This is a genomic window from Acidiferrobacter sp. SPIII_3 (assembly GCF_003184265.1).
Classification (GTDB): domain Bacteria; phylum Pseudomonadota; class Gammaproteobacteria; order Acidiferrobacterales; family Acidiferrobacteraceae; genus Acidiferrobacter.
Genome location: NZ_CP027663.1, coordinates 779432 through 802504 on the forward strand (window position 1 = coordinate 779432; position 23073 = coordinate 802504).

28 protein-coding genes are annotated in these 23073 nt (G+C 65.6%); 11 read left to right on the plus strand and 17 right to left on the minus strand.

All coding sequences use genetic code 11. From position 1 onward, the window contains the following. Nucleotides 1-24: 24 nt before the first annotated feature. Together C4901_RS04065 and C4901_RS04070 are read right to left on the minus strand one after the other, a co-directional pair. Complete coding sequence (locus C4901_RS04065; RefSeq protein WP_110136244.1) at nucleotides 25-1215, minus strand: fatty acid desaturase; 1191 nt, start codon at nucleotides 1213-1215, stop codon at nucleotides 25-27. A gap of 70 nt (nucleotides 1216-1285) precedes the next feature. After that, the gene (locus C4901_RS04070; RefSeq protein WP_110138514.1) at nucleotides 1286-1480 is read right to left on the minus strand and encodes a hypothetical protein; all 195 of its coding nucleotides are present in this window, start codon (nucleotides 1478-1480) and stop codon (nucleotides 1286-1288) included. A 31-nt stretch (nucleotides 1481-1511) separates the two neighbouring features. On the opposite strand from C4901_RS04070, the gene C4901_RS04075 reads away from it, so the two are divergent. Next, a complete protein-coding gene (locus tag C4901_RS04075; protein WP_110136245.1) occupies nucleotides 1512-1964 on the plus strand; it encodes an NUDIX hydrolase in 453 nt (150 codons plus the stop codon). Here the strand turns inward: C4901_RS04075 and C4901_RS04080 are convergent. From C4901_RS04080 to purM, 5 genes are all read right to left on the minus strand, one after another. Then, on the minus strand, nucleotides 1901-3025 hold the full coding sequence (locus tag C4901_RS04080; protein WP_110136246.1) for a beta-propeller fold lactonase family protein: 1125 nt from the start codon (nucleotides 3023-3025) through the stop codon (nucleotides 1901-1903). The two genes, C4901_RS04075 and C4901_RS04080, sit on opposite strands and share 64 nt — an antisense overlap. After that, entirely contained in the window at nucleotides 3018-3743 is a 726-nt protein-coding gene (locus C4901_RS04085) for a hypothetical protein (protein WP_110136247.1), read from the minus strand. The genes C4901_RS04080 and C4901_RS04085 overlap by 8 nt, the downstream gene beginning before the upstream one ends. Then, a complete protein-coding gene (locus tag C4901_RS04090) occupies nucleotides 3740-4288 on the minus strand; it encodes an RNA polymerase sigma factor (RefSeq protein WP_110136248.1) in 549 nt (182 codons plus the stop codon). Before C4901_RS04090 ends, C4901_RS04085 begins: the two co-directional genes overlap by 4 nt. Before the next feature lie 101 nt (nucleotides 4289-4389). Continuing rightward, a complete protein-coding gene (gene purN, locus C4901_RS04095) occupies nucleotides 4390-4980 on the minus strand; it encodes a phosphoribosylglycinamide formyltransferase (RefSeq protein ID WP_110136249.1) in 591 nt (196 codons plus the stop codon). After that, on the minus strand, nucleotides 4971-6008 hold the full coding sequence (purM, locus tag C4901_RS04100) for a phosphoribosylformylglycinamidine cyclo-ligase (protein WP_110136250.1): 1038 nt from the start codon (nucleotides 6006-6008) through the stop codon (nucleotides 4971-4973). Before purM ends, purN begins: the two co-directional genes overlap by 10 nt. A gap of 149 nt (nucleotides 6009-6157) precedes the next feature. Between purM and C4901_RS04105 the strand changes: the two genes are divergently transcribed. From C4901_RS04105 to hda, 3 genes are read left to right on the plus strand one after another with little or no spacing between them, the layout of a single operon-like run. Beyond that, on the plus strand, nucleotides 6158-6724 hold the full coding sequence (locus tag C4901_RS04105; protein ID WP_145960611.1) for a CDP-alcohol phosphatidyltransferase family protein: 567 nt from the start codon (nucleotides 6158-6160) through the stop codon (nucleotides 6722-6724). Continuing rightward, entirely contained in the window at nucleotides 6708-7751 is a 1044-nt protein-coding gene (locus C4901_RS04110) for an AI-2E family transporter (RefSeq protein ID WP_168185539.1), read from the plus strand. The genes C4901_RS04105 and C4901_RS04110 overlap by 17 nt, the downstream gene beginning before the upstream one ends. Next, nucleotides 7748-8434, plus strand: coding sequence for a DnaA regulatory inactivator Hda (gene hda / locus C4901_RS04115; RefSeq protein ID WP_110136253.1), 687 nt, complete (start codon nucleotides 7748-7750; stop codon nucleotides 8432-8434). Before C4901_RS04110 ends, hda begins: the two co-directional genes overlap by 4 nt. A gap of 25 nt (nucleotides 8435-8459) precedes the next feature. On the opposite strand, the gene wrbA is transcribed toward hda, so the two are convergent. After that, complete coding sequence (wrbA, locus tag C4901_RS04120) at nucleotides 8460-9062, minus strand: NAD(P)H:quinone oxidoreductase (RefSeq protein WP_110136254.1); 603 nt, start codon at nucleotides 9060-9062, stop codon at nucleotides 8460-8462. After that, entirely contained in the window at nucleotides 9059-10444 is a 1386-nt protein-coding gene (locus tag C4901_RS04125) for an aspartate ammonia-lyase (RefSeq protein WP_110136255.1), read from the minus strand. Before C4901_RS04125 ends, wrbA begins: the two co-directional genes overlap by 4 nt. 479 nt (nucleotides 10445-10923) lie before the next feature. On the opposite strand from C4901_RS04125, the gene C4901_RS04130 reads away from it, so the two are divergent. From C4901_RS04130 to C4901_RS04140, 3 genes are read left to right on the plus strand one after another with little or no spacing between them, the layout of a single operon-like run. Next, on the plus strand, nucleotides 10924-11739 hold the full coding sequence (locus C4901_RS04130; RefSeq protein ID WP_110136256.1) for an inositol monophosphatase family protein: 816 nt from the start codon (nucleotides 10924-10926) through the stop codon (nucleotides 11737-11739). Next, nucleotides 11736-12404 (plus strand): thiopurine S-methyltransferase, encoded by a 669-nt coding sequence (locus C4901_RS04135; RefSeq protein WP_168185540.1) that lies wholly within the window; start codon nucleotides 11736-11738, stop codon nucleotides 12402-12404. The genes C4901_RS04130 and C4901_RS04135 overlap by 4 nt, the downstream gene beginning before the upstream one ends. Nucleotides 12405-12459: 55 nt before the next feature. Continuing rightward, nucleotides 12460-13374 (plus strand): Kdo hydroxylase family protein, encoded by a 915-nt coding sequence (locus C4901_RS04140; protein ID WP_110136258.1) that lies wholly within the window; start codon nucleotides 12460-12462, stop codon nucleotides 13372-13374. Here C4901_RS04140 and C4901_RS04145 read toward each other — a convergent pair. Further along, nucleotides 13347-13664 (minus strand): hypothetical protein, encoded by a 318-nt coding sequence (locus C4901_RS04145; protein ID WP_110138515.1) that lies wholly within the window; start codon nucleotides 13662-13664, stop codon nucleotides 13347-13349. The genes C4901_RS04140 and C4901_RS04145 overlap by 28 nt on opposite strands. A 523-nt stretch (nucleotides 13665-14187) precedes the next feature. After that, nucleotides 14188-14571 carry a NifU family protein gene (locus C4901_RS04150; RefSeq protein ID WP_110136259.1) on the minus strand — a complete coding sequence of 128 codons (384 nt, stop codon included), beginning with the start codon at nucleotides 14569-14571 and terminating at the stop codon, nucleotides 14188-14190. Nucleotides 14572-14684: 113 nt separating this feature from the next. Here C4901_RS04150 and C4901_RS04155 point away from each other — a divergent pair, with 113 nt between their 5' ends. The 4 genes from C4901_RS04155 to C4901_RS04170 all read left to right on the plus strand — a co-directional run bounded on the left by C4901_RS04155 (nucleotide 14685) and on the right by C4901_RS04170 (nucleotide 17722). Further along, the gene (locus tag C4901_RS04155; protein ID WP_110136260.1) at nucleotides 14685-14831 is read left to right on the plus strand and encodes a lmo0937 family membrane protein; all 147 of its coding nucleotides are present in this window, start codon (nucleotides 14685-14687) and stop codon (nucleotides 14829-14831) included. A gap of 125 nt (nucleotides 14832-14956) precedes the next feature. After that, nucleotides 14957-15220: an acyl carrier protein gene (locus C4901_RS04160; RefSeq protein WP_110136261.1), complete on the plus strand. Its 264-nt coding sequence runs from the start codon at nucleotides 14957-14959 to the stop codon at nucleotides 15218-15220. Nucleotides 15221-15372: 152 nt separating this feature from the next. Then, nucleotides 15373-16641 (plus strand): response regulator, encoded by a 1269-nt coding sequence (locus tag C4901_RS04165; protein ID WP_168185541.1) that lies wholly within the window; start codon nucleotides 15373-15375, stop codon nucleotides 16639-16641. Between the two features lie 316 nt (nucleotides 16642-16957). After that, nucleotides 16958-17722, plus strand: a complete 765-nt coding sequence (locus tag C4901_RS04170) for a YdiY family protein (protein WP_110136263.1) — start codon at nucleotides 16958-16960, stop codon at nucleotides 17720-17722. A gap of 130 nt (nucleotides 17723-17852) precedes the next feature. Here the strand turns inward: C4901_RS04170 and C4901_RS04175 are convergent, their stop codons facing one another. The 6 genes from C4901_RS04175 to efp all read right to left on the minus strand — a co-directional run bounded on the left by C4901_RS04175 (nucleotide 17853) and on the right by efp (nucleotide 23045). Next, nucleotides 17853-19106 (minus strand): MFS transporter, encoded by a 1254-nt coding sequence (locus C4901_RS04175; RefSeq protein WP_110136264.1) that lies wholly within the window; start codon nucleotides 19104-19106, stop codon nucleotides 17853-17855. Then, nucleotides 19103-19465 carry a helix-turn-helix transcriptional regulator gene (locus C4901_RS04180; protein ID WP_110136265.1) on the minus strand — a complete coding sequence of 121 codons (363 nt, stop codon included), beginning with the start codon at nucleotides 19463-19465 and terminating at the stop codon, nucleotides 19103-19105. The genes C4901_RS04175 and C4901_RS04180 overlap by 4 nt, the downstream gene beginning before the upstream one ends. After that, entirely contained in the window at nucleotides 19462-20199 is a 738-nt protein-coding gene (locus C4901_RS04185; RefSeq protein ID WP_110136266.1) for an MBL fold metallo-hydrolase, read from the minus strand. Before C4901_RS04185 ends, C4901_RS04180 begins: the two co-directional genes overlap by 4 nt. 207 nt (nucleotides 20200-20406) lie before the next feature. Next, complete coding sequence (locus C4901_RS04190; RefSeq protein ID WP_110136267.1) at nucleotides 20407-21471, minus strand: NADH:flavin oxidoreductase/NADH oxidase; 1065 nt, start codon at nucleotides 21469-21471, stop codon at nucleotides 20407-20409. 31 nt (nucleotides 21472-21502) lie between these two features. Further along, nucleotides 21503-22495: an EF-P lysine aminoacylase EpmA gene (gene epmA / locus C4901_RS04195; protein ID WP_110136268.1), complete on the minus strand. Its 993-nt coding sequence runs from the start codon at nucleotides 22493-22495 to the stop codon at nucleotides 21503-21505. Next, nucleotides 22476-23045 carry an elongation factor P gene (efp, locus tag C4901_RS04200; RefSeq protein ID WP_110136269.1) on the minus strand — a complete coding sequence of 190 codons (570 nt, stop codon included), beginning with the start codon at nucleotides 23043-23045 and terminating at the stop codon, nucleotides 22476-22478. The genes epmA and efp overlap by 20 nt, the downstream gene beginning before the upstream one ends. Between the last annotated feature and the right edge of the window lie 28 nt (nucleotides 23046-23073).

Here is a 23073-nt window from a genome sequence, read left to right on the forward strand (position 1 = left end):
CCCGTCGCCGCGGGCCGCGCCCTCTCAGGCCGCGATGTGCGTCGCCGCGTAGCTGCGGATCGCGGTTGCGAAGTCGCGCAGGGCCTGTATCCCGGTCGCCTCCGCCTGGTGACACCATTCCTGCAGGGCCTCCAAGAGCTGCTCCTGGGTGCTCGCCGATCGGCGCCACACGTCTTGCAGGCGCTCCTTCATGGTGTAGACCGTCTGCAGGGTGCTGTTGGTCGCCAGAATCTCTTGCAGCTGACGGTATCCGGCCTCGCCGATGAGGGTCTTTTCCCGCACCATGAGGCGCCGCGCGCCCTTCAGGACCTTGGCGGTCTCGCGGTTGGCGGCCGCGGCCTTGCGGACCTCCTCTCCGTGGACCTCGTGCAAGACCTCGCGCGCAAAACGCGCCATCACCTGAAAGCGGTGGTGTATGACCGCCTTGACGGTATCGAGATCGCAGACCTCTTTCGGCTGGGTGTAGGTGGGTATCGGGGCGGTCTTCTTGACCGTGGCCAGGCCCAGCATCTCGAGCGTGCGAATGTATCCCCAGCCGATGTCGAACTCCCAGGGCTTGCACGAGAATTTGGCGGAACTGGCGTAGGTGTGGTGGTTGTTGTGCAGTTCTTCGCCGCCGATCAGGATGCCGATCGGTGCGATATTGGTGGCTGCGTCGGCGCACTCGAAGTTGCGGTAGCCGTAGTAATGGCCCACGCCGTTGACCACGCCGGCTGCGAAAAACGGGATCCAGATCATCTGGATGGCCCAAATCGTGAGACCGAGCGGGCCAAAGCACGCAAGGTCGATGATGAGCATGAGGACGATACCCGCGGCGCTGTGTCGCGTATAGACATGCCGCTCCAGCCAATCGTCCGGGGTATTGTGTCCGAACTTGGCGAGCGTCTGGGTGTTTTTGGCCTCGGCGCGATAGAGCTCCGCACCCTCCCACAGCACCTTTTTCAGGCCCAGTACCTGCGGGCTATGCGGATCGTCTTCCGTTTCGCAGCGCGCGTGATGCTTGCGATGGATGGCCACCCATTCCTTGGTCACCATGCCCGTCGTCAGCCATAACCACAGGCGGAAGAAGTGAGCGACCGCGGGATGCAGGTCCAGGGCCCGATGCGTCTGATGACGGTGCAGGTAGATGGTGACCGACACGATCGTGATGTGGGTCACGGCGAGCGCGACCAGCACATAGCCCCACCACGGCAAGACGATAAGACCTTGAAGCATGCTTTACCCCTCATGTAGGAAAAACGCCAGGGCCGTCTCGACGCGCGTCCTGGGCCGACCAACGGCCGTTTCAGCGATCCTGCGCGCTGTCGCTCGCCCAATCACGCATCCGCGTCCCCCACTCATGGGCGGTCGCGGCGTCCAGTTCAACGGTAAAATATTTGGCGCCGTCGCGTATGATGACCCGCAGGAGCCGTGCGCCGGTCTCGTGGAAGACCTGACGCAACTCTATCACCTGTCCCGAGGGCGCGGTAATCTGTTCCATGGCCAGGATATTGTAGCATGGACCGAGGAGAATGATGGCAGTCCCCAAGACCCCCCTTTTGACGGTGGATATCATCATCCGTCCGGATGGACACCCGCATGGCGTGATCCTGATCGAGCGTCGCCATCCGCCATCAGGGTGGGCCTTGCCCGGCGGTTTCGTGGACATCGGCGAGCGGGTGGAGGATGCCGCGCGCCGCGAGGCCCGCGAAGAGACCGGTCTGGCCGTGACGCTAGAGGCCCTGCTCGGCTGTTATTCCGATCCGGCCCGCGACCCGCGCGGCCACACGGTATCGCTCGTATACATCGCGCAGGCCTCCGGCATGGCGCGGGCCGGAGACGACGCCCGGCGCTGCGAGATCGCCGATATCCGCCGCATCACGGTGCCGCTTGCCTTCGATCACCCCCGGATCCTGGATGATTATCGGCGGTTCCGGGCGTCCGGCGAGCGGCCGGCGCCGGAGGTAAAGGCGGTAATGCCGTAGGGGTCGGCATAGGACGCCTCGGGTGTCGTGCCTATGGCTGTGAGCAGGCCGCTTTGGCGATCCAGGCGGTAACGGCTGATCGTGCTGTTGCCATAGTTGACCGCGAATACGAAGCGTGCCGCCGTGTCGAGTGTCAACGAGAAGGGGTAGCCGCCGGTCGGTACGTGCCCGACGTGCGTGAGGCGGCCGTCGGCCTGGTTGATGCGAAAGATCGAGATGTCGTTGGCGCTGGTGTTGGCGACAAAGAGGTAGCGCCCGCTCGGATCGATGACCAGCGAGTCCGGATGGTGGTCGAAGGGTTCGGTCACCCGGTCTTTCAGGGTCAGCCGCCCGTGGGCCCCGATGGCAAGCACCAGAAGGACATTCGCCCGGAAGTCGGCGACATACAAAAACCGTCCGTCGGGGCCGACCGCGAGCCCATAAGGGCCGTCGCCCGGGGGTTCATGAAACAGCCCCAGGGGCATGAGTGCCGCGTGATCCGGCGCGCGCCGATACATGCCGATCGTGGCGTTCCCGAAGTTTGCGACATAGGCATAGCGGCCGTTCGGCGTGAAGGTCACGGAGTAGGGCTTGGCCCCCGGCGCCTCATGGACGCGGCCGTCGGGGATCAGCACGCCCCGCCCGCGGCGCATGCGGTAGATGCCCACCGTGCTGTCGCCGCTGTTGGCGACGTAGATGTCGTGTCCCCCGGGGCTTGCGGTCACACTGAAGGGGTTGGTGCGTGGCCCCTGAAGACGCACCGCGGCGCGCGCGAGCCTGCCGTCGGCGGGGTCTATCCGATAGGCACTGACGGCGTGCGCGAGGCTGTCGGCGGTGATCACATAACCCAGCGGATCGGCGATGATCGACTCCGGTCCCCCTGGGGTCGGCACCGATTGCGATGCCACGAGGTTGCCCTTGTCGTGCTCGGCGTAGACGCCGATCGTGCTGTTGTTGTAATTGGCGACATACACAAAGGTGTGGGCGCGCGCCACGCCGCCCAGGAGGCATAGCCCGAGGATCAGAAGGGGCGTGCTCCGGTATCGATCCGCGACCACCCGCGTCAGTCCGTGCTCAGACACTAATATAAGTCCATCCGCGGCGCTGGAGCCGGACGATCTCGGCGATTGCCGAGGGTACGATCACCGTCTGCGGCAGGAGGTGCGGATCAATGCCCTTGCGGCGCTTGAGGCGGTTGATCGTATCCTGGCACGCGGCGAATATCAGGTTCGGATAGCGCGCCTGAAGGGCGGCGATGCGCGCCGGAAACGGCGACAGGTGGCGGCGCAGGAGCGCAAGCCCCGGGCCATCGGCCAGGATCTCGACCTTCGCCTGCCGGTGATCGGCGCGGTAACGGGCGAGCAGGTGCTGGGCCTCCTCGAGCACCTGACGCATATGGGTGCGGTCGCCGTTGTCCAAATGAAACAGGACCTTGGTGGTGAGGTGGGTCGTGGCCCGCGCGATCGCGGCCACCGGGCGCGGCGGCACAGCCGGGGCCCACAAGGCGCGCAACGACCAGCCGAGGGTCACCCCGATCAAGAGCACGATGGGCGCAATCAGCGGGGCCAGGCGCGAGGCCAGATGCCGGCGCGGCGTTTCGCGGTGTCTTGGCGCCGGCGTGGTATCGTAGGCGAGCCGCACCAGATCCGAGACCTTGCGCAATTCACAGACCTTGCGGTTCAGCTCCGGGTCGTTGTTTATGAGCGGATAGACGCGGCCCTTCTCATCGCCGTCGATCTGGTTATCGACGAAGGCGTTGAGGAATTCATCCGAGAGCCCGGGTCCTTCCGATTCGGTCATTTCACTCTCCGCATCCTTGGTGTGGGGGCGGCGGCCGCCATATCCGGGAGTAACAGGGCCTTCAAGGCCGCGCGCGCACGACACAGCCGACTCATGACAGTCCCGCCCGGTATGCCCAGTATGGACGAGACCTCATTATAAGAGAAACCTTCTAAATCAACCAGGGTCACGACCTGTCTCTGTCCTTGAGGGAGCCTCGCGATGGCCGCGCGCACGCGCGCGGCGAGTTCCGAACGCAGGTGCTCGGTCTCGAGGCAGTGGTCGCACGCGATGTCCATGTCATCGATGTCTTCGGCCTCGCGTTCGCGCCGATGATGGTCGCGAAAGCAGTTGGTCATGATGCTGAAAAGCCATGCCTCTTCGGCCCCGGGATCCCGGAGCTGATCGTGTTTTTTCCAGGCCTTGGTGAGGGTCTCCTGGACCAGGTCGTCGGCCAGGGAGGGGTTATGGGTCCAGGCATAGGCGATACGATAGAGGCGCGGGCGGCTGGCCTCCAGGGTCTTTTTGAACTCCCGCGAGCGGCATAACAACTGACGGATGCCCATATTCGATTCTCCTCGGGTGGTGGGACGGTGCCCTATCGTTATTTATTCCGAAACGGGGGGAGTTTATGCCCGAGGCGCGCCCAGGGGAAGCATGGGGCTGATCAGCGGTCGGCGATCTCGCCGCGCGCCCACCGGCCGAGCACATACGGGTAGAGGGCATGCTCGAGGGCGAGCACGCGCGCCGCGAGCGCCGCCGGGGACTCCCCCGGGATCACCGTAAGTCCGGCCTGGGCGATGATCGGGCCGCCATCGACGGCGTGGGTGACGAGGTGCACCGTGGCCCCATGGATACGCGCGCCGGATGCGAGGGCGCGGCGGTGGGTGTCGAGCCCGGGGAACGCCGGTAAAAGCGAGGGGTGGATGTTGAGCAGGCGCCCCTGGTAACGGCCTACGAAGTCCGCGCCCAAGACCCTCAGAAAGCCGGCCAGCGCGATGATATCCGGCGCCAGATCGTCCAGCGCCGTCGCCAGGGTCTCCTCGAAGGCCGCGCGCGTGGCAAACCGGCGATGATCGACGAGGCGTAGCGCAAGACCCTGATCGCGCGCGTAGTCGACGGCCGGGGCCGTGGGGTTGTTGCTGACCACGCCTGTGATCGCATAGCCCTGTTCGGGGGCCTCTTCTTGCAAGGCGCGCAGGTTGCTGCCGCGCCCCGAGACCATGACCGCAACCCTCAAGGGCGGTCTCAGGCCCATGCGAATTCGCCGGGGCCCTCATCGACACGGCCGATGACAAACGGTGCCTCCCCGTGATCACGGAGCACGGCCTCGGCGACCCCGGCATCGGCGGCATCGACCACCACCACCATACCGACGCCGCAGTTGAAGGTCCGGTACATCTCCTCTTCGGCGATGTCTCCGCCCTCCTGAAGCCAGCCGAAGATCGCGGGCCGCGACCAGGATGATCGGTCGATGACCGCGCGCCGGCCCTCGGGGATCACGCGCGGGACATTGCCAGGCAGCCCTCCACCCGTGATGTGCGCCATGGCGTGGACGTCGATCGCGGCATGGAGGGCGAGCAGGGCCTTCACATAGATGCGCGTGGGCGCGAGCAGGATGTCGTCGAGGCGGCGGTCGCCGACGGTCGCGGTGAGATCCGTCCCGCGTCGGGCGAGGACCGCCCGCGCCAGGGAGTAACCGTTGGAGTGCAGCCCCGACGAGGGCAGCCCGAGGATGATGTCACCGTCTTTGACGCGGCGGCCGTCGATCAGGCGTTCCCGTTCCACCGCTCCCACGCAGAAGCCGGCCAGGTCATAGTCCTGATCGCGGTACATCCCCGGCATCTCCGCGGTTTCGCCGCCGACCAGGGCCGCACCCGCCAATTCGCAGCCACGACCGATTCCGGCGATAATACGTTCGGCCTTGCGGACGTCGAGTCGGCCCGAGGCGAAGTAATCCAGAAAAAAGAGCGGCTCGGCCCCTTGCACGACGATATCGTTGGCGCACATGGCGACCAGGTCGATGCCGATGTCGTCATGGCGATCGAGCGCGATCGCCAGCAGCAGTTTTGTGCCCACGCCGTCGGTGCCCGAGACCAGCACGGGGTCGCGATAGCGCCCGGACAGCGCAAAGAGCGCGCCGAACCCGCCAAGACCCGCGAGGACTCCGGGGCGGGTGGTTTTGGCGGCGATCGGCTTTAGGGCCTCGACCAGGGCATCGCCAGCCTCGATGTCGACGCCGGCGGTACGATAGCTCAAGGGGTTTGGGGTCTTGGGTTCAGTCACTGGGGTCTTGTCACAGGCGGGCTCCGAGATGGCCGTTATGTTAGGGCCTGGGACCCTGCAAGTAAATCTTGACTTCGGTCGGCGCGCACGGGTAAACGGGGACCGCACGCCCGGCGCTGCTGTGCCCGCACTGTGAGAGGGATGTCCGCGTGAAAAGACTGCAGCATCTACCCAACATGATCACGCTTTTGCGGATGGCGTTCGTACCGCTTCTGATCCTGGTCCTGAAGGATCACCATTACCTCGAGGCCCTGTGGGTGTTCCTGATTGCGGGGATATCGGACGGTCTGGACGGTTATATCGCCAAGCGGTTTGGTTTCGTGAGCCAGCTCGGCGCCATTCTCGATCCCCTGGCCGACAAGATCCTGTTGGTGAGCGCCTATGTGATGCTGGCGCTGCTGGCGCTCGTGCCGTTCTGGCTGGTGCTTGTGGTGACCTTCCGGGACGCGCTTATCGTCGGCGGCTACCTCGTTTATACCTCGCTGTACGGGCCGGTATCGATGCGCCCGAGCCGGGTGAGCAAGTTCAACACCTTCACCCAGATCCTGCTCGTGGTGTTCCTGCTCACCGAGCGCGCCTTCGCGTTTCATGTCGCCCACATCCAGGCGGCGCTCGTCTTTGTGGTCCTTGTCACGACGATCGCAAGCGGCGGACACTATCTGTGGACTTGGGGAATCGTGCGGGAGGTCGAGGCAGGACGTGCTGGGAGAGACTGAACGCCGGGTCCTGTATGCCGTCGCGATATTGCTGGCGGCGGGTGCCGTGATCTATGTCCTGGCGCCGGTGGTCACCCTGTTCCTGTTGGCCTCGCTCATCGCCTACATCGCCAATCCGCTGGTCTCGCGGGCGCAACGCGCCGGCGTGCCGCGCAGCGCCACCATCCTTCTTCTGCTGCTGTTGCTGGTGTTTGCGGTCGCGGCTCTGGCATTCGCGCTCGTACCCATGGCGCAAAGGGAGTTCACGACGTTCACCGCGCATGCGCCGGCCTATATGGACTGGTTGCAGGCGCGTATCCTGCGCGCCACCCATGGTCGCTATACGCCCGATCTCCACGCACTGAAGCGGCATATCCTGGCGCAATGGCAAGGGGTGGGGGCCGACGTCGCCCGGCTCCTGCCGGTGGCCACCGCCTCCGGCCTGCACATCCTCGTAGCGCTCGCGCGACTCATGCTGATCCTTGTCGTGACCTTCTACCTGTTGCGCGACTGGGACGACATTGGCGCCACCGCCGTGGAGATCCTGCCGGGTCGTTACCGCGAGCCGATAGTGCGCTTCGCAGGCGAGGTCGATGTCCAGCTCGGCCGGCTCCTGCGCGGCCAGCTCACGGTCATGATCGCGCTTGCCATACTCTATACTGTCGGTCTGAGCATAGCCGGCCTGGATCTGGCCCTGCCGGTCGGTGTCGTGACGGGATTTTTGAGCTTCATCCCGTATCTCGGGTTTTTTACCGGGCTTTTCACCGCGAGCCTCGCGGTGTTGCTGCAGTACCATGACGTGAGGCATCTTCTGTTCGTGTTCGCGGCCTTTGGCTTTGGAGAGATGATGGAGAGCATGGTCCTCGGCCCGCGGCTCGTGGGCCGTTCGATCGGTCTGCACCCGCTGCTTGTGATCTTCGCGGTGCTGACCGGAGGGCAGCTTTTCGGGTTTGCCGGGATCTTGCTGGCCCTTCCGGTCTCCGCGGTGCTCATGGTCTGGCTAAGACGCGTCCATGCCCGTTATCGCCACAGCGCGTGGTCCGAATGACGCGCCAGCTGCCGCTCGATCTGTCGGTGCGCGATCGCCCCTCGTTTGAAAATTTCTGGGCGACCGAGAATGGCGCGGCGCTCGCCGCCGCGCGCGCCTTCGCCGAGGGGCGGCCGGGGCCCTTGTATCTGTTCGGCCCCGAGGGCTGTGGCAAGACCCATCTCCTGGCGGCCGTGGCACGCGCGGTCCAGGGAGGTGGCCCCTGCGCGTTCCTGTCGCTCGCCCATACCTCCCCGATGGCCTGGCAAAGTCTTGCCGATCTGCCGCCCGAGAGTACGGTCTGTGTTGATGACATGGAGGCCTTGGCGGGGCACGCCGATGGCGAGCGGCAGCTGTTCGTGCTGTTCGAGACACTGGCGCCGGCGCGACGCATCGTGCTGGCCGGACGCAGTAACCCCGCCGGCCTAGCGGTGACCCGCGATGACCTGCGGACGCGGCTTGGAAGCGGCCCGATCGTGGCCATGCGCCGTCTGTCGGATGAGGTCAAGGCCCAGGCCCTCTGTCACCGCGCCTCGCTTAGGGGACTGCAGCTGAATGATGCGGCATGTGCCTATCTTTTGGCGCACGGTCCGCGCGATCCGCGGGCGCTTTTCGCGTTGCTGGAAGACCTCGATCGCGAGACCCTGGCGGACGGACGGCGCCTTACCATCCCGTATCTGCGCGCTGTCCTCGCGCGTCCCTAGAGGGGGTGGTACGCAGGGTGGGGACTTACGTCGGGGCCGGCGCCAGTCTTTGTGCGATACGCGCCACGCGCTCCCCGAGCGCCAGACACAAGGTCTTTTCCTCGGTGGTCACCGGCCGATCGTCGCGCGCGCCGGCCAGATGGCTCGCGCCGTAGGGTGTGCCGCCGGAGGCGGTGGTGGTGAGCATGGGCTCGGTGTAGGGGATGCCGACCAGCAGCATGCCGTGATGCCAGAGCGGCACGCTCATCGACAATAATGTCGCCTCCTGACCGCCATGCAGGGTGCCGGTGGAGGTGAACATCCCGGCGGGCTTGCCGGCCAGCGCGCCGGCGAGCCACAACGGCGTCGTGGTCTCGAGAAAGTGTTTGACGGGAGCGGCCATGTGACCAAAGCGCGTGGGACTGCCCAGGATCAGACCGTCGCAGTGGCGCAGGTCATCGAGATCGGCGTACGGCGGCCCGCTCTCGGGGATCGCCGGGGCGCAGGCCTCCGGCGCGGGCGACACCTCCGGCACGGTACGGACCACGGCTTCGCACCCCGGGACCGATGCCACGCCGCGCGCCACCAGGTCGGCCATGCGTCGCACACTGCCATGGCGGCTGTAATATAGCACCAGAATCCGGGTCATGAGGGGTCGCCGGACGCGGCGCGTGCCACGAGGTCTGCGAACGCCTGATGGTCCATGAGGCCGTGGGCGGCCACGAGGTCTGCGATCGGCCGGCCGCTGGCCTCCGATTCCTGCGCCACGCGCGCCGCCGCGCTATAGCCGATCGCGCGGTTCAGCAAGGTGGCCAGGCCCACGCTGGCGTGCGCATAGGCCCGACAACGGTCGCGATCGGCCTCGATGCCGGTAAGGGCCCGCCGGGTCATCGCGGTCATGGCCCGGGTCAGCCAGTCCATCATGTCAAACAGCGCGGACCCGAGCGCCGGCATCATGACGTTGAGTTCGAGTTGACCGGCCTGGGTCATGGCGGCCACGGCGGCGTCTTGTCCGAGGACCTGGTAGCAGACCTGATTCAACATCTCGAGCATGACCGGATTGACCTTGCCTGGCATGATGCTCGATCCCGGCTGCACCGGCGGCAAACGGATTTCGGCAAGGCCGGTGCGCGGTCCCGAGGCCAGCAGCCGCAGGTCGTTGGTGATGCGTGTGAGTTCGAGCGCAAGCCCGCGGATAGTCGCCGACAGCTGCATGATGTCGGCCATGGATTGCATCTGCGCGCAGAGGTCGGGCGCCGGGCGCAAGGCCTCGCCGGTGAGCGTGGCGAGTTCGGCGCATACCTGTTTGGCGTAATGGGGCGGGGTGTTGAGGCCGGTCCCGACCGCGCTGCCGCCGAGCCCCAGTTCGCCCAGGTCGACAGCGGTATCTTGTATGCGCCGGGCGCAGCGCTTTAGGGTCCATGCATAGGCCGAGAACTCGCGCCCAAGCGTGGTCGGAACGGCGTCTTGCAGGTGTGTGCGGCCGCTCTTTACGGTGTCTTGTTCGCGCGCGGCCAGGGCATCGAAGGCGCGCGCCATGTCGTGGGTGGTGGATACAAGACGCGTGAGCTTGGCAAGCGCCGCCAAGCGTATGGCAGTCGGGATGGTGTCGTTCGTGCTCTGCCCCATATTGACATGATCGTTGGGGTGCAGCGGGTGGTAGACGCCGCGTTCGCCGCCGAGCGCCACGTTGGCGAGGTTGGCGATGACCTCGTTGGTGTTCATGTTATGGCTGGTGCCGGCCCCGGCCTGAAACCGGTCGACCACGAACTCGCCATGGTACTGGCCGTCCGCGATGGCGGTCGCGACGCGCTCGATCTCGCGCGCGAGACGCTCGTCGAGCCAGCCGGCACGGGCGTTCACCCGTGCCGCGGCGATCTTCACGCGCGCGTGGGCGACGATGAAATCACGGTCGGGCGCGCGACCCGATATCGGAAAATTCTCCACGGCGCGTGCCGTCTGGATACCATACCAGGCATCGGCCGGCACCGGATATTCGCCAAGACTGTCTTTTTCTCTGCGCGTCGTCATGGGTATGGGAAACGCCGGCGGGCCGCGGGATCTGCGAGGCTCAGCCCGACCACTGCGTTCTCGTCCTCCTTTGAAGATGGGAGATAGGATTCATGTTTCCTTCACGAGGCTTGCGGCCCGCGGCGCATGGCGTTGAAGGCGGTCCGGCGGCGACTTTCGACCAGGCCTGGAGCCGTAGGCGCCAGTATAACCGAATGTCCGGATTGCCATGGGATCACGTATCCGGGTTTTGCGTCCCGCCGAGGCCGCCCGCAGTCCTGGTCGGCATCGTCGGCAGGTGGGGTATGGGTCGACGGGACCGCGTCGTCGCGACCCGCCCCGGTCCCACGCCGAGGCGCCGTTCGGATGCCCGCGGGGGGCCGCCGAGCGCATGGCGAGCGGATACCGACATGGTGCATTCGTGATCTTGGTGCCGGGGTCCCTCTCAGCACGACGGCCGGTCTTGTCTGCGGCCCGGGGAGTCGGTATCGTCGCCTTGTATGAGACCTGTCTTTCAGCCGCGGATCGGCGAGGCCGATAGCCGCCGCTTCCTGCGTTTTGCGTTTTCGCTCGCCGATCTGGCGCGGCGGCTCCTGGCCGAGACCCCCATCGGGGAAGCGGATATTGCCGTCAAGGCCGATGGCTCCTATGTGAGTGTGGCCGATCAGCGCATCGAGGCGGCCTGGCGGGAGGCCATTGCCGGACAGTTTGGTGATCACGATCTCGTGGGCGAGGAGTATCCGGCGGAGGGTCGAGGCAGCGCCTGGGAGTGGGTCCTCGATCCGATCGATGGGACCGATAATTTCGTGCATGGCATGGCGACCTTTGGCACCCTGGTGGCCTTGCGCCACGAGGGTGTTCCGGTGCTCGGGGTCATAGACCACCCGCGGCTCGACCTGCGGGTGAGCGCCGCCCATGGACTCGGGGCCTCGTGCAATGGGCGCGACGTGCGCGTCGCCGACCGCCAGGAATCGGGGACACCGATAGTCATCGCAACGGCCCCCGAGAATTTCACCAAGGGCGGTCGTCCGGAACTCTTTGGCCGATTGGCGGCAGCCCACCCGAACCTGCGCGTTTACCGGGACTGTTATGCCCATAGCGTGGTTTTGCAAGGTCAGGGGGCGGTGGCCGTCGACTGGCATGCGCAGCTCTGGGATGTATGCGCGGCGTGGGCGATCGCGCGCGAGGCGGGTGCGGCGTTCGAGCGCCTGGATGGGCCGCCGGGGCGTTATCGGGTCGTTTTCGGGCGGCCCGCGGCGGTGGCGGCGGTCACGGATCTGCTGGGGATCGCGCGGGAGGGGGAGGAGGAGGGATGAAGGCCGAATTTTGGCATACGCGTTGGCATGAGAATCGCATTGGTTTCCATCAGGCCGAGATCAACCGTTTCCTGCGCCGGCATATCGACGCCCTGGGCCCCAAGGGCCCGGTGTTCGTGCCGCTGTGTGGCAAAAGCCGCGACATGAGCTGGCTTTTCGAACAGGGGCGCGAGGTCATAGGGATCGAGATCAGCCCGCTCGCCGTCGAGGCATTTTATCGGGAACAGAAGATCCCCGTGGATCGGGTCGGCCGCGGCGAGTTCCTGGAGTACCAGGCGACCGGTGTCACCATCCTGCTCGGCGATTACTTCCGGTTGACCGCGGAACTACTCGGGCCGGTGGCGGCCGTCTATGATCGCGCCGCCCTGATCGCCATGCCGCCGGCCACGCGACGCGCCTATGCCGAGCATATGGCGCGCCTGCTGGCCCCGGGGACGCCGGTCCTGCTGATCGCCCCCTTTTCCCTGAAAGATCCGCAAAGCGGCCCGCCGTTTGCGGTATCGTCATCGGAAATCCAGGAGATCTTCGCCGATCATTTCACGGTGGAAGTCCTGGAATGCGAACGCAAAACTGCGGAGGAGGATCCGCGACTCGCCGAGCAGGGTCTGGCGTGGCGCGAGGAGGGCGTGTACCGGCTGTGCCGGCGGGCAGGGCGCGAGGCGTAGGCGCGCGCCTTCCGGCGGTTGGGCGCGACCGGCGGCAGACGAGGGGGACGGGGTCATGGATCCATTGGTGAACATCGAGGGCGAGTGCTTCGATGCTGTTTTTGGTGAGGCCGTCAGGGACCGGGCGCTGCGCGCCCTGGAGGGGGGGCGGGTCTTGTTCTTTCCGCGTCTCACCTTCCCGCTCGGTGCTGATGAGCGGTCCTTCCTGGATCCCCGTTGTTCGGATGGTCGCGCCAAGAACATCAGTTATGACGTGTCGTCGGGCAGTCTGAAAGGGACGGCCCTGGCAGGTCATGAACGGGAACGCTTGCGTGACATGGTGGCGCGGTATGCGCAGAGCGCGCGCACGCTGGTGGAGGGCCTGCTGCCGGGTTACACGCCGCATCTGCGCCTGGGGCGCACCAGTTACCGCCCGGTCGAGGCCAAAGAGCGACCCTCCTCCTATCGCAAGGACGACAGCCGCCTGCATGTGGACGCCTTTCCCTCGCGTCCGAACGGGGGCCAGCGCATATTACGGGTCTTTAGCAACGTCAATCCCGACGGTCGCGGTCGAGTGTGGCGTCTGGGTGAGCCCTTCGAGACCTGCGCCCGGCGTTTTTTGCCAGCGATACGTCCGCCGCTGCCGGGGCAGCGCTGGCTATTGGCCGCATGCGGGCTTACCACCGGCTACCGCTCGGCCTACGATCATTACATGCTGGCCTTGCATAATGCCATGAAGGGCGACGACTATTTTCAGCGTCACTGTCCCCAATACGAGGTCACGTTCCCGGCCGGGACCACCTGGGTGGTCTTTACCGATCAGGTCCCCCATGCGGCGATGGCCGGCCAGTATCTGTTCGAGCAGACCTTTCATCTGCCCGTGCAGGGCCTGAACGAGCCGGCGCACGCGCCGCTGTCGGTGCTGGAGCGGCTCCTCAAGCGGTCGCTGGTCGCGACCCGAGATCAAAACCGCTCGATCCGGGCCTCGTAGGGGTAGAGCAGCAGGCGATAGAGGGTGTCGCCGAACTGCACATGGGTGGCCTCCGGTCGACCGATGACCAAGGTCTGGCCGCCGCGTGCCGAGAGCGCCGCCATCCCGAATCGCCGTGCCGCGATCAGCCCATTCAGGACCTCGACCAAGTCCTCGCGCGCCACCGAACAGGTGTTGTCTACGATCCGGCACGCGTGTCCGTTATGAGTCCGCCCCTCGATGATGACGGCATCAGGCCGCAATGACTCCGGTCCCGGGCAGCGGGCCTGTGGATCAATATAATCGTCCATGGCCCATTTTACCGCCGCCAAGGCAGGTTTTGATACCGTTCCCATGCGCGGCTGAAGGACTCCGTGGATCTGCCAGACCGCGAACGGGACATTGCCATGCGCGATCTTGCGCGAACGGTGGCTCGGCAAAGCCAGGCGGGATCGGTTTTGCCGGGCTACCGATGAGGCGATCCGGCGCATGGAACAGGCGGTACCGGCGGTGTGTCTTGCTGCGGCACGTCACCATCGATTGGACGGCCGCCTACGGCCTCTTGCCTCGTGCGCCGAGACGCTCGCCGGTCCCGTCTCTTTATCGGACATGGTTATCGGGCCACTCACGGGCCCGGCATGGGTCTCACCGCGGGCTGCGGGTGCGAGGGTCGCCCACATCTTTATCAAAACACGCGGAAAGTCCCGCCATTCCACATCCGCCGCGAACGGATAGGGCCCTGTCCCTTCGGGCGCGGGCCCACGCAATGCCGTATCGACCGCCGTCACCATGTTCCGAAGCGATGTCACTTCCTCGCGGGAATGGGCAGGCGCGTCAGAAGGTATTGACGACCGCAGAGACGCCCGGCACGGTACACACCACCTTTTCGACGACATTACGCAGATCCAGCACCGAGTTCGGGCAACCGGCACAGGCGCCCTTCATCCGCACGCGCACGGTGGTGTCAACGATATCCACGAGCTCGATATCGCCCCCGTCGCGCTGGAGTATCCGGCGCACATCCTCGATGGCGTGCTCGACGGCCGCCCGGTCCGGCGGTCCCGCGCCCGCATCCAAGGCCGGTCCTCGCCGTTCGCGAGCCGCGATGGCCTGGGCGCGCGCGATGCGGTACGCCATGTCCGGATCCGTCCCCTCCAGGGCGTCGAGTTCCTCTTCCGTATAAAATCGAATCGCCTGCGGGTGGTGTTTTTCACTCATAGGGCATCTGTGTCTCGTCGGGTCGGTCCCCGCCACGTCTTTCCAGGAAGGCCGATTGACCCCGCTTGCGTCGCCCCCTAAGGTGGGCTGCAGGTCACGCAGAGGGAGCGGCCATGTTATGGACCATCTTCGTCATTTTACTCGTATTGTGGCTCGTAGGCATTGTGAGTTCGCGCACGATGGGTGGTTTCATTCATATTTTGCTGGTGCTTGCCCTGGTGCTTTTGATCGTCAATCTGGTTCAAGGCCACGCCATATGAGTGGGATTGACAGGCGCGGGGCGCCCTCCTAGAGTGGCCGCACCCCGAACCGGCAACACTTGGGATCGAGACTTGGTGCGCCACGGGCGCGTTCAGGGACAAGAATCGTGGTAAGGAGTCGCTTTATGTCGGATATCAGCGATATACGCAAGGATGTGATGACGATCGTCGAGACCAGCGGGAAGCTGGCGCGGCCGATCCCGCCCGACAAGGATCTCTATAGTGACCTTGGCGTGGAGTCGGTCAATGCGATCAGTATCTTGCTGGCGCTCGAGGGCCGCTTTGGTACGACCATAGACGATACCCGGTTTATCGAGGCCCGTACCGTAAACAGTCTCGTCGATCTCGTGGCCGAGGCCAAGCTCGCGCCCGGTGCACGCGTGGCTTAAAGCCGCGTCCGCGTAGCCGTCCGCCATGGGCGCCCCGCGCGTGCCGTCATTTGACTTTGGGGATTTTCGTTCTAAGGTCAAAGGATGGTCATGCGGGGGAGCAAGGCCTTGATTTGCGGCCGTTAAATCCCCGCCGATAACTTGAGGTGAGCGTGAGTGCGACTACGGCGGTGGTGACGGCGCGCAACGGTGGTCGAGTGCTTGTGGTGGACGATTCCGCGGTCATCCGCCAAGCCATCAGCAAGATGCTGAAGGTGGACTTCGATGTCGCGGTGGCGGCCGACGGCGAGGCCGGCTGGGAGACGCTTTTGCAGGCCCCCGACGTGGGTGTATTGATCACCGACATCGAGATGCCGCGGCTTGACGGCTATGCCTTCATATGTCGCGTACGGGCCAGCGATGACGCGCGCATCCGCGAGCTCCCGATCATCGTGATCACCGGCGCAGACGACGACGAGACCAAGACCCGCGCGTTCGCCTGCGGGGCTACGGACTTCATTACAAAGCCCCTGAATCTCGCTCAGCTTCAGGCCTGCACGCAGGCCTATATGCGTTTCGAACAGCCGGTTCCCGAGGAGGCCTCCCCTTATGAGGGGCTGCTTGGCCGGGACGCCTTCCATGAGCGGGGGGAGGCGCTGTTGCGCGAGGCCAGCGCGCAGCGCCCGGTGACATTGTTGCTCGCGGCCCTCGATCGGGTGCGTATCCTGTATCGCGAATACGGGGACGAACAGATGGAGGCGGTAGTAGGGCATGTCGCCACCGTGCTGCGTGATGAGGCGGGGGCCGATGTGACGGCGATGGCGCGGCTTGGCGGGGCCGAATTCGGCATACTCATGGGGGGCACATCCAAGGGTCGAGGGCTCGTTTTGGCACAGCGCCTGGTGGGGGCGTTTGCGCATCGCCCGATCCATGACGGCAAGACCCTCAGTATCAGCGTAGGGGTGGGGTCGTCGGAAGAGGGCGCAGCGGGCTGTGAGGCACTCCGCCAGATGGCCGAGGAGCGACTGAAGCGCGCCGTGGCCCTGGGAGGCAACCGGGCGAGCGGCTCGGCCTTGAGCGATACGCTCGGCGGGGCCGAGGAGTTGGTCCTGGACGGCATTATCGTGCCCGGCCCGCCGGCGGAGTCCGGGGGTGATGCTGGCCCTGAGGTCTTGTTCGAACCCGAATTCATGCCCGAGCCGGTCGTCCCGCCGGCATTTTCCGTTCCCGGGCCGGCCACCCGTCCGGTCGCGATGATGGGACTCGACCGCGCCGTGTGTTATCTCCGGGACGGACGGGGGGCGGAGCTCGAGCCGTTTCTGGATCTGCTGACATCGGAGGTCGTGGTGTTGCTCGAGTTCCTGAACGCGCGTCGCGGGCTGGGCCTGAATCCCGTCATCGCCGCCTTGCGTCAGTCGGTGCCTGCGGATCCGGGCGTTTAAGCGCGACCGCGGTGATGCCCGCCAAGGCCGGGAACCGCCGGCGTCAGGCATGATCGATCCGCAGGCCGGCGGTGGACGGGAACCTGTGGCATGGTTACAGGTCCCACCAGAAAAGACGGGTAGAGGCGCCATTGGAAAGTCAGCAGGGAGATCGCGGGTCCCGGTGCGTTCCCGCCGCCGGGGCCGGGGGCAGTCCTTCTCCGAGGCGCCCGGGCGGCGTGCCGCCCCGGGTATGCAAGAGGCGTAGGGCGGCGGGCTGCGCCGCACCGGCGGCGGCCGGCGGTTGCGGGCCGATGTGGCGTGATGTCCGTCCGGCATGAGGGCGTGTCTTGGCTATCCGCGGCTTGCGATGGTCGCCGTCCTGGCATTGCTGTCTGCGACCGGATGCGCGCACGCGGCGGCCAAAGCCCTCCCGAAGGCCGGGTGGCATGGGGAGTTCGGGGCCGGCCTGTCGTCGTCTTCGGGGGTTGCGCTCACCACCAGTCTGAACTCCACCGATCGGCTTCGCGACACCGTCGGCCTTTGGAGCTACGGCGGAAACCTAAGCTACAATTACTTTTCCTACAATGGCGTGGCGGATGTGAACCGTCTCGTTACCACGCTCCAGGTGCGGCGCAGTTTCAAGTCGGCGCCGGTGAGTTTCGTTGTCGGTAGTGTCCGCTATGACCATAATCTCTTCGATGGCTACGATCATTATTTCGTGGAAATGGTGAATGCCGGCCGGACGGTCGTTGCCACCCACACCATGCATCTCAATCTCGAAGCCGGCGGGGGCGCCCGGCAGAACTACTATCCCGTGGGGCGCCCCGCGCAAGATGAACCGGTCGGTGACGTGGCGATGAACTATGTGTGGCATCTGCGGCGAGGGACACGCTTCAGTGAACGCCTGAGCGTCATGGGGGCGCGTAGCGGGACGCTCGTCACATCGACCAGCGGGGTGACGACCACGCTCATATTCCACTTGGCACTCAAATTCTCGGAAGAGGTCATCCATTATACGAGCCTGCCGTCCACGGCCCTCGTCCACTACGCCACCACCACGACCTTCACCACGCTGAATCTCATCTACCATATCGGTTAGCGGTCGCCGGGCGGCCATAGGCCCTGAAGGGTGCATGCCCGGGGCCGCCTATCATGGCCCGCCCGGGCCGTGCGGCCGGTCGGGACTATGGGGTCCTGGACGGGCCTTGTCCCATGGCCCCGCGGGCGCATCAGGCGCGCACGCGGTCGTGGGTTTCGCGGACGGCGATGGCGATCCACAGGCCTGATCCGGCCACCAGCGCTGCCGTCAACCAGATGGCCGGTTGTGTCTGCCGGGTCTGCGCGGCGACCAGCCCCAGCACGATGCCGCCTATCGCATAGCCGGTATCGCGCCAGTACCGGTAGACGCCGAGGATACGCCCCCGTTCCAGCGGGGGCGCCCGATCCGACATGGCGGCAATGAGGTTTGGGTATAACAGCGCCATACCCATACCCATGACCACCGCGGCCGCGAGCCAGTCGCGGAATGAACGCTCGACCGCCACCCCGACCAACGCCAACGCCAACAGCATGAAGCCCGTCACCACCGGCACCTTGCGCCCGATGCGGTCCGCCAGATGTCCGGTGGCAAGCTGCGAGAGGCCCCAGACCATGGCATAGAGCCCGGTGATCCAGCCGATCCGCACCAGGCCCAGGCCGTGGGTCCGGAAAAAGACCGGCAGCAACACCCATACCAGGGTGTCGGCGATCTTATTGGCGACCCCGCCCTGGCAAATGGCGCGGTAGGTCGGGTCCCTGAAGGAGACGCGTTTAAAGCCGTCCCATAGCGACGGACTCGGGGTGCTGGCATCACCGGCGGCCTGGTGGGCGTGTTCGGCGCGCACCCACAGGATCGTATCCTCGACGCGCGTGAGCACCAGCAGGGCGCAGGCGATGGTCGTGAGACCAAAGACGAAAAGCGTAAGCCGTGGCCCGTAGGAGAGGGCGGCATAGCCGGTGCCGAGCCCGGCCATGCCCACGGCAATGTAGCCGAGCGCCTCATTGATGCCGACCGCAAGCCCACGCTCGTTGCTGGCGGCGAGATCGATCTGGCTCGTGACCGTCATCGTCCAGGTAAAGGCCTGATTGATACCAAGGAAGATGTTGGCGGCAATGATCCACCACCAGTTCGGCGCAAGGGCGATCAAAAGCGGAATCGGGATCCCGGCAAGCCATCCATAGAGCAGCACGCGCTTGCGCCCCAGGCGGTCGGAAAGATCGCCCGCCACGAAGTTCAAGGCGCCCTTCACGAGACCAAAGGAGATGACAAACGATGCCAGGAAGAAGAAGGCGTGCGGTCGCACGCCGAAGTCGCGGCTCATGGTCGGCAGCACGGTCCGCTCCATGCCCATGATGAGTCCCACGAAAAACACCTGGATGGTCTGGAGACTGAACTGGCCGATATTGATGGCGATGCCGCGCCTTGCGTGCGCGCCAATATTCATGGATGCGATTTGCCGCGCACCGGAGCCTTTGCGCGCGCGAGTTCGGCGCGGTGCCGGGATGAAAGTTCCATGCGATCGAGAATGAGGTGACGGATCTGTTCGCAGGTATCCAGCACCCCCGGGTCGGTCAGCCGATAATGGCAGAAGGTCCCGCGCTTCTCGCAATGGATGAGCCCCCGGGCCTTCAGGATGCCGACATGCTGGGAGACATTGGCCTTGGAGAGGCCGGTTTTTTCGACAAGTTCGCCGGCGGTGTGTTCACCGTGGCCCAGGATATGGACGATTTCCAGGCGCTTGGGGTGCGCAAGCGCCGCGAAGATTTCGGCGAAGAGCGTAAACCGGATATCCCCGTCGGTCACGCCGCGCGCCCCAGGTTGGCGGCGACGATGCGGTCCATATCCGCCGGCCGCGCCGGCGTCTCCTCGACGAGCCGGGCGATGAAGGCCTCGCGTCCCAGGCTCAAATACGGGTCGAAGCGCCTTTCAAAACCGAGCGTCGACGAGGGCTTGCCGGAAAGCCCCGCGCCACAGACGCTGCCGGCGGCGTGTCCGGGAAAGATCTCGAGGTCGTCGGGAAGGGCCAGGATGCGCTCATGGAGGCTATCATAGAGGAGCGCCGCCATGTGCTCCGGCGTGCCGCCCAGATCCGGGCGTCCGACCCCGCCCACGAAGATCGTGTCCCCGGTCAGCGCAAACCAGGGATCGCGGCCGCGCCGCAGGTCGGCGACCAGCAGGCAGATGCTGTCTTGGGTGTGTCCCGGCGTATGGATGACACGCGTGACGACATTGCCGGTTGCCAGTTCATCCCCATCCCGCAGGCCATGTATCGGAAAGCCCACCGCGCCCTGGTCGCTTTCATGGAGGCAATAGGGACTGCCGACCCGTGCCGCCAGCGTCCGCCCCCCGGAAAGATGATCGGCGTGGATATGGGTGTCGATCACATAGGCGATATGTACCGTGCTCTTCTGGGCCTCGGCCACGAACCAGTCCTCGTCGCCCGCCACGACATCCACGGCCACCGCCAAGCCGCGACTGCCACAGCCATAGAGGTAGGAGAGCGTGCCATCGGCGCTCATGCGTTGTTTGAAGAACATTCGGGCCCCTTGAGATAAACAAGTTTAGAAATTCCTTAACAAATATAAGATCGCCGCGCCGCCTCTGTCAAGGGACGGTCGTTGCCGGGTGGGCCGGGGCCGTCCTTTGCGCCCGCGGCATGCCGCCCTCCCCGAAGGGTGTCGAGTGGTTAGGGGCCGCCCTCGGCCCGACAGGGCGGGCCGAGGGCGGCGGGGGTGTCGCCGGGGTCAGGGTCGGGCGCGCTCGTACTGGGCGGGCCATTGACCGTCGCTATGCAGGGCGTGAGCGGCATGCAACGGCCAGTAGGGGTCACGCAGGAGTTCGCGCCCCAGGAACACGCAGTCGGCGAGGCTCGTGCGCACGATCTGCTCGGCCTGCAGCGGCTCATTGATGAGGCCCACGGCGCCCACGGCGATGTCGGCCTCGGTGCGTATGCGGGTGGCGAACGGGGTCTGATAGCCGGGGCCGGCAGGAATCTGGGCGTCCGCGACCATGCCCCCGCTCGAGCAATCGATAAGATCGACGCCGCGGGCCTTCAATTCCCGGGCGAGCACCAATGACTGCTCGATGTCCCAGCCGCCGTCCACCCAATCGGAGGCCGAGATGCGCACGAACAGGGGCTTTGCGTCGGGCCACACCATGCGTACCGCCTCGGTCACTTCGAGCGGCAGCCGCACGCGATTCTCCAGCCGCCCCCCGTAGCGGTCCTCGCGGCGATTGGCGAGCGGCGACAGGAATTCATGCAGCAGGTAACCATGCGCCATGTGCAGTTCCAGGACATCGAACCCGGCCTCGTGGGCGCGGCGTGCGGCCTGCGCGAAATCCGCCACCACGCGCCGCAGGTCGGCATCCCGACAGGCCTCCGGCCGGGGGTGCCCGGTGGCGAATGGAACCGGGCTTGGCGCGATCACCGACCAGCCGCCCTCGGCCGGCGACAACGGGCGTCCCCCGCGCCAGGGGGCATCGGTGGAGGCCTTGCGGCCGGCATGGGCGATCTGGATTCCGGCGGCCGCGCCCTGGGACTTTATGAAGTGGACGATGGGCTTTAGCGCCTCGCCGTGATCATCGCTCCACAGGCCCTGGTCTCCGGGGCTGATGCGGCCCTCGGGGCTCACTGCCGTAGCCTCCATCATGACCAGCGCCGCCCCGCCCACCGCGCGGCTGCCGAGATGGACGAGGTGCCAGGCGGTCGGGAAGCCGTCGATGCTCGAGTACTGGCACATCGGCGAAACGAAGATGCGGTTGCGAAATGTCTGCGAACGTAGACGAAAGGATGAAAATAGCGCGCTCACGCGGCCTCCTGTCGGTTGTGATGATCGGTTATCAGGCCTGCGCGATGGGGAACGCCAGGACCTCGTCGATGTGCGTGGCGTCCATGGCCAGCATCAGGACCCGGTCGAAGCCAAGCGCGCAACCGGCGCAGTCGGGCAGATCGCCTTCGGAGAGTGCCGCAAGCAGGCGGTGGTCCTGGTCAATGTGCGGCAAGCCCCGTGCGCGCCGCCTGGCCGCCTCGAGCGCGAACCGGTCGGCGTATTCCGCGATCCGCGTCGCTTCGTGAAATCCGTTGGCGAGTTCCAGCGGCCCGCGGTAGATCTCGAAGCGATCCGCGAGTCCTTGGGCGTTCAAGCGCGCGAGCGCGGCCTGGCTTGATGGATAATCCGTCACTACCGTCAAGGCCTCGACCGGGAATCCGGGTGCTACGGCATGACTCATGAGCAGGTCGAGGATCTCATCGCGGTCGTTTAGGACCAGTTCTTGTGCCGCCGGAAGACGTCTCTGCGTGACCGCACGCAACTGGTCGGTCGGTGCCTCGATGGGGTCGATGTCCAGGGCCTCGCGAAACGCCTCGCGGTAACTTACGATGCGCGCAGGCGCCTTAAGGGACGGGACGAGCCGCGCGATGAGGGCGCAGGCCTCGGCGATGAGACGCCGGTGGTCATAGCCCAGGCCGTACCATTCAACCAGTGTGAATTCGGGGTTATGGAACCGCCCGCTCTCGCCCTGACGAAACGCCTTCGTGATCTGATAGATCGAACCGCTACCCGCCATGATCAGGCGCTTCATGGCGTATTCGGGAGAGGTCTGCAGGTAAAGGGCGCCCAGAACCGGGTCGTTTAGCGCAAACTGCGCCAGTTGCGCGTCCGCTGCGCCGGCGCGCGCGAGCACCGGCGTCTCCACCTCCAGATAGCCGCGTTCCGCGAAGAACGCGCGTGCCTGGGCCAGCAGCGCGGCGCGCTGGCGCACGGCGGCGAGGCGCGCGCGCGGTGGAACGGTGTGCTCGTGCCCGGAGGCGGCCCTATTCCTTGGCGCGGGCAATGTATTCGCCGGTCTGGGTGTTGATCTTCAGACTGTCGCCGATATTGATGAAAAGCGGCACGCGCACGACCGCGCCGGTCTCCAGGGTCGCGGGCTTGCCGCCGCCGCCGCTCGTGTCACCACGCACGCCGGGGTCGGTGTCTGTGACCTTGAGCACGACATGCACCGGCGCGGCGACGCTCAAGGGCACGCCGTTCCACAACGTCACCAGGCACAGGGCCTGTTCCTTCAACCACTTGGCGGCCTCGCCCACGGCGGTCTTGTCGGCCCCCAGTTGTTCATAGGTTTCGGGCGACATGAAATACCAGAATTCGCCGTCGCTATACAGGTACTGCATCTCGACATCGATGACGTCGGCGCCCTCCACGGTGTCGCCGGATTTGAAGGTGCGCTCCACGACGCGTCCGGTCTTCAGATTGCGGATCTTGACGCGGTTGAAGGCCTGGCCCTTGCCGGGTTTCACGAACTCGTTTTCTATGATCGCGCAGGGATCCGCGTCGAGCATGATCTTCAGTCCGCTCTTGAATTCGTTGGTGCTATAGGTGGTCATGACGATCTCGGATTGGAGTAGGGGCTGG

Excerpts from the sequence above, each read along its gene's own strand:
- C4901_RS04065 (WP_110136244.1), bottom strand. The coding sequence starts at position 1,215 with ATGCTTCAAGGTCTTATCGTCTTGCCGTGGTGGGGCTATGTGCTGGTC.
- C4901_RS04070 (WP_110138514.1), bottom strand. The coding sequence starts at position 1,480 with ATGGAACAGATTACCGCGCCCTCGGGACAGGTGATAGAGTTGCGTCAG.
- C4901_RS04075 (WP_110136245.1), top strand. The coding sequence starts at position 1,512 with ATGATGGCAGTCCCCAAGACCCCCCTTTTGACGGTGGATATCATCATC.
- C4901_RS04085 (WP_110136247.1), bottom strand. The coding sequence starts at position 3,743 with ATGACCGAATCGGAAGGACCCGGGCTCTCGGATGAATTCCTCAACGCC.
- C4901_RS04090 (WP_110136248.1), bottom strand. The coding sequence starts at position 4,288 with ATGGGCATCCGTCAGTTGTTATGCCGCTCGCGGGAGTTCAAAAAGACC.
- purN (WP_110136249.1), bottom strand. The coding sequence starts at position 4,980 with ATGGGCCTGAGACCGCCCTTGAGGGTTGCGGTCATGGTCTCGGGGCGC.
- hda (WP_110136253.1), top strand. The coding sequence starts at position 7,748 with ATGACGCGCCAGCTGCCGCTCGATCTGTCGGTGCGCGATCGCCCCTCG.
- wrbA (WP_110136254.1), bottom strand. The coding sequence starts at position 9,062 with ATGACCCGGATTCTGGTGCTATATTACAGCCGCCATGGCAGTGTGCGA.
- C4901_RS04125 (WP_110136255.1), bottom strand. The coding sequence starts at position 10,444 with ATGACGACGCGCAGAGAAAAAGACAGTCTTGGCGAATATCCGGTGCCG.
- C4901_RS04130 (WP_110136256.1), top strand. The coding sequence starts at position 10,924 with ATGAGACCTGTCTTTCAGCCGCGGATCGGCGAGGCCGATAGCCGCCGC.
- C4901_RS04135 (WP_168185540.1), top strand. The coding sequence starts at position 11,736 with ATGAAGGCCGAATTTTGGCATACGCGTTGGCATGAGAATCGCATTGGT.
- C4901_RS04140 (WP_110136258.1), top strand. The coding sequence starts at position 12,460 with ATGGATCCATTGGTGAACATCGAGGGCGAGTGCTTCGATGCTGTTTTT.
- C4901_RS04145 (WP_110138515.1), bottom strand. The coding sequence starts at position 13,664 with ATGGACGATTATATTGATCCACAGGCCCGCTGCCCGGGACCGGAGTCA.
- C4901_RS04150 (WP_110136259.1), bottom strand. The coding sequence starts at position 14,571 with ATGAGTGAAAAACACCACCCGCAGGCGATTCGATTTTATACGGAAGAG.
- C4901_RS04155 (WP_110136260.1), top strand. The coding sequence starts at position 14,685 with ATGTTATGGACCATCTTCGTCATTTTACTCGTATTGTGGCTCGTAGGC.
- C4901_RS04160 (WP_110136261.1), top strand. The coding sequence starts at position 14,957 with ATGTCGGATATCAGCGATATACGCAAGGATGTGATGACGATCGTCGAG.
- C4901_RS04170 (WP_110136263.1), top strand. The coding sequence starts at position 16,958 with ATGAGGGCGTGTCTTGGCTATCCGCGGCTTGCGATGGTCGCCGTCCTG.
- C4901_RS04175 (WP_110136264.1), bottom strand. The coding sequence starts at position 19,106 with ATGAATATTGGCGCGCACGCAAGGCGCGGCATCGCCATCAATATCGGC.
- C4901_RS04185 (WP_110136266.1), bottom strand. The coding sequence starts at position 20,199 with ATGTTCTTCAAACAACGCATGAGCGCCGATGGCACGCTCTCCTACCTC.
- efp (WP_110136269.1), bottom strand. The coding sequence starts at position 23,045 with ATGACCACCTATAGCACCAACGAATTCAAGAGCGGACTGAAGATCATG.